Annotated in this window: 5 protein-coding genes; 3 read left to right on the forward strand and 2 right to left on the reverse strand. The window is 73.3% G+C overall.

Annotated features, from left to right (window positions below):
* The coding region (locus DC432_RS15975; protein WP_243393182.1) for a molecular chaperone DnaK at positions 1 to 248 on the reverse strand (248 nt) is incomplete at its 3' end.
* Between the two features lie 52 nt (positions 249 to 300).
* On the opposite strand from DC432_RS15975, the gene DC432_RS15980 reads away from it, so the two are divergent.
* Positions 301 to 645 (forward strand): DUF2834 domain-containing protein, encoded by a 345-nt coding sequence (locus DC432_RS15980; RefSeq protein WP_116538464.1) that lies wholly within the window; start codon positions 301 to 303, stop codon positions 643 to 645.
* A gap of 63 nt (positions 646 to 708) precedes the next feature.
* Here DC432_RS15980 and DC432_RS15985 read toward each other — a convergent pair whose 3' ends face one another.
* The gene (locus DC432_RS15985) at positions 709 to 1,569 is read right to left on the reverse strand and encodes an SDR family oxidoreductase (RefSeq protein ID WP_116538673.1); all 861 of its coding nucleotides are present in this window, start codon (positions 1,567 to 1,569) and stop codon (positions 709 to 711) included.
* Between the two features lie 93 nt (positions 1,570 to 1,662).
* Here DC432_RS15985 and DC432_RS15990 point away from each other — a divergent pair, with 93 nt between their 5' ends.
* A complete protein-coding gene (locus DC432_RS15990) occupies positions 1,663 to 2,031 on the forward strand; it encodes a winged helix-turn-helix transcriptional regulator (RefSeq protein WP_116538674.1) in 369 nt (122 codons plus the stop codon).
* Positions 2,031 to 3,089: an FUSC family protein gene (locus DC432_RS15995; RefSeq protein WP_116538675.1), complete on the forward strand. Its 1,059-nt coding sequence runs from the start codon at positions 2,031 to 2,033 to the stop codon at positions 3,087 to 3,089. The genes DC432_RS15990 and DC432_RS15995 overlap by 1 nt, the downstream gene beginning before the upstream one ends.
* Positions 3,090 to 3,256: the final 167 nt, after the last annotated feature.

The following is a 3,256-nucleotide window of genomic DNA, read 5'->3' on the forward strand; positions in this document are numbered from 1 at the left end:
ACACCGGATGCCACGCGCTCGCGCGCGGCGCGGATCTCGTCGCGCTCCGCCTCGGCCCCGCGGCGCAGCGCGTCGACCTGCGCCCACTCCCCCGAGAGCGTCGACCCCTCGGGATCGTGCTCGTCGTCGGCGGTCGCGTCGGCCCGGTCGTGGCGCAGGCTGTCGTCGTCCTCGCGCAACCGGGCCAGGCGCGCCTCGACCTCGCGCGCGCGGTCGTCGAGCATGCGTGTCGCGGTGGTGGCATCCATGGTGCGACGCTAGCCCCCTCCTCCGACATCGGGGGCCGGGCAGGATCGGCTCATGAGCGAGCTCCGACGCCACTGGACACCGACCGCCGTGGCGTACCTCGTCCTGTCCGTCGCCGGACTCGTGGGCACGTGGATCTTCAACGCCTTCGCGATCGTGCAGATGCGCGACTTCATCGGCGACCTCGTCTCGAGCGGTCCCGCGGTGTCGTCCATCACCGTGGACCTGCTGGTCGTGGCGATCGCGGGCAGCATCTTCATCCTCGTCGAGGGCCGACGTCTCGGCATGCGCTTCGCATGGGTGTACGTGGTGCTGTCGGGCCTGACGGCCTTCGCGTTCACGCTCCCCCTCTTCCTCGCGATGCGTCAGCGCCGGCTGACCGCCCGAGCCGCGGTCTGACGGCCGAGCGTGATCGCCGCGACGCGTCGAAGCGGGCGACGCGTCGCGGCGATCCGCCGCGGGTCAGCGCGAGGCGAGCCCCTCGCGCAGCCCGTCGATCAGCGGGGTCGTCGGGCGGCCGATGATGCGGGCCAGGGCGCCGTCCGTCTGCGAGAGCGCCCCGCGGGCGATCGCGTCGTCGATGCCGGCGACGAACGCCGCCGTCCCGGCATCCAGTCCCGCCGCCTCGAGGCCCGCCGCCAGCTGGTCGACGGTCACCGCGGTGTAGGTCACCGGGCGGCCCAGCACCTCGCCCGCCGCGGCGGCGAGCTCGTCGTAGGTCCAGGCCACGTCGCCGCCGACCTCGATCGTCCGACCGGCCAGGTCGTCGGTGGTCAGGGCCACCGCCGCGGCCTCGGCGTAGTCGCGACGGCTCGCGCTCGCGACGCGCGCGTCGCCGGCGGCCGCGACGATCTCGCCCGTCTCGGCCGCACGCGCGACCGCGTCGAGGTAGTTCTCGGTGTACCAGTTGTGGCGGAGGATCGTCGCCGAGACCCCCGAGGCGGCGATCGCCTGCTCGGTCGCCAGGTGGTCGGCGCCGAGCGCGTAGTCGATCTCGTCGACGCGCGGCGCGCTGGTGTAGACCAGGCGCTCGACGCCCGCCTCCGCGACCGCCGCCACGACGTTGCGGTGCCCGGCGACGCGATCGGCGTCGGTGCCCGAGATGAGCAGGACGCGGTCGACGCCCGTCAGGGCCGGAGCGAGGGTCTCGGGCCGGGAGTAGTCGAGCTCGACGACGCGCACGCCGCGATCGGCGAGGTCGGCGGCTTTGGCAGGGGTACGGACGCCCGCGACGATGTCGGACGCGGCTGTCCCGCGCTCGAGCAGGGCGGAGACGACGAGACGGCCGAGGTGGCCGGTGGCGGCGGTGACGAGGAGAGTCATGGGAGTGTTCCTTTCGTGGGTACGCCCGTTCCAACCCGACACCGTTCGGCGCATTCCGGAATGCCGGTACCCACTTTCTGGTTAGGTACTCACATGAGCGTCAGTCTTGCCGATCTGCGCGGTCGCGATCCCCAGATCTTCACCGACGGGTGTCCGACACGGACGGTCCTCGACCACGTGATGGGCAAGTGGGGCATCCTGGTGCTCCTCGCCCTGTCGGACGGGACGCAGCGATGGGGGGTGCTGCGCCGCAACGTCGCCGGCATCAGCGAGAAGATGCTCGCCAGCACCCTGAAGACCCTCGAGGCCGACGGCCTGGTCCGGCGCACCGCGTACCCCGAGGTGCCCCCGCGCGTCGAATACGCCCTGTCGCCGCTCGGACGCGATCTCATGCAGCGCGTCCTCCCCCTCATGGAGTGGGTCGCCGACCACGCCGCCGACATCGTCGACCGGAGCGCGTGATGGTGCGTCTGCCCGATCTGCGGACGGTGCGCGGCAGCCTGAACGTGCGCGCCCCGCGGCGCGTCCCCCTGCTGCAGGTGGCCAAGTCCGCTCTCGCGATCATCGCCGCCTGGCTGGTCGCGGGGTGGCTGGTGCAGGGTCCGCCGCCGATCTTCGCCGCGATCGCCGCGCTGCTGGTCGTCCAGCCGAGCATCAACCAGTCGTTCACGCGCGCGGTCGAGCGCAGCGTCGGCGTCATCCTGGGCGTCGTCATCGCCGCGGCGCTGGGCCTCGTCTTCGGCTCGCAGCCGTGGGTGGCGCTGCTGTCGGCGGGCGTCGCGCTGGCCGTGGCGTGGGCCGCGCGCATCTCGCCGGGCGCGACCAACCAGATCGCCATCAGCGCGCTCCTCGTGCTGGCCCTGGGCACCGCGACCCCCAACTACGCGCTCGACCGCGTGCTCGAGACCCTCATCGGCGCGGCGATCGGCATCGTCGTCAACGCGGTGCTCGTCCCACCCGTGCTCGTGCCCGCGGCCCGCGACAAGGTCGACGTGCTGGGCCGCGAGCTCGCCGGCGCCCTCGAGCGGCTGGCCGACGCCCTCGAGACGCCCCAGACGCCCGCTTCGCTCGAGGGCCTGTTGATCGAGGCGCGGCTGCTCCGTCCGGTCCGGGATGCCGCGTCCGACGCCATCCGCGACGGCGCCGACTCGCTGGCGCTCAACCCGCGCAGCGGGCGGCACCGCGCCGAACTGGCCGAGATGGGCGAGCTGCTCGACCGTTTCAGTCCCGTCGTGACCCAGACCGTCGGCATGACGCGCGCGGTCTACGACGGCTACGAGAGCTCGATCGTCGACGAGCCCGCCGTCCGGGCGATCGCGGAGCAGCTGCATCGCGCCGCCCACGACGTCCGTCTCGCGTTCGCGCTCGACGCGGGGCCCGAGCGCGTGGTCGACGCCGAACCCGCCCTCACCCGTCCCCTGCAGATCCAGACGCCCTCTCCCCTGCACTGGGTCCTCGTCGGATCGCTGCTGATGGATCTGCATCGCGTCCACGAGAGCCTGCGCGACGGCGAGYCCTAGCCCGCGCGCACGCGCGCCGCGTCGGGAAGGTCCGGCSAATCCCGCCCCGGCGACCCTCGCCGCCGCCCGCGCTGGTTGACTGGGCGCATGGGCACCGCCATGTTCCCCCTTGGAGCCGTCCTCTTGGCGCATACGCGGCKGGCGCTGCGGATCGTCGAGGAGCGGTA

The sequence above is a fragment of the Microbacterium testaceum genome, assembly GCF_003075375.1.
Classification (GTDB): domain Bacteria; phylum Actinomycetota; class Actinomycetes; order Actinomycetales; family Microbacteriaceae; genus Microbacterium; species Microbacterium testaceum_E.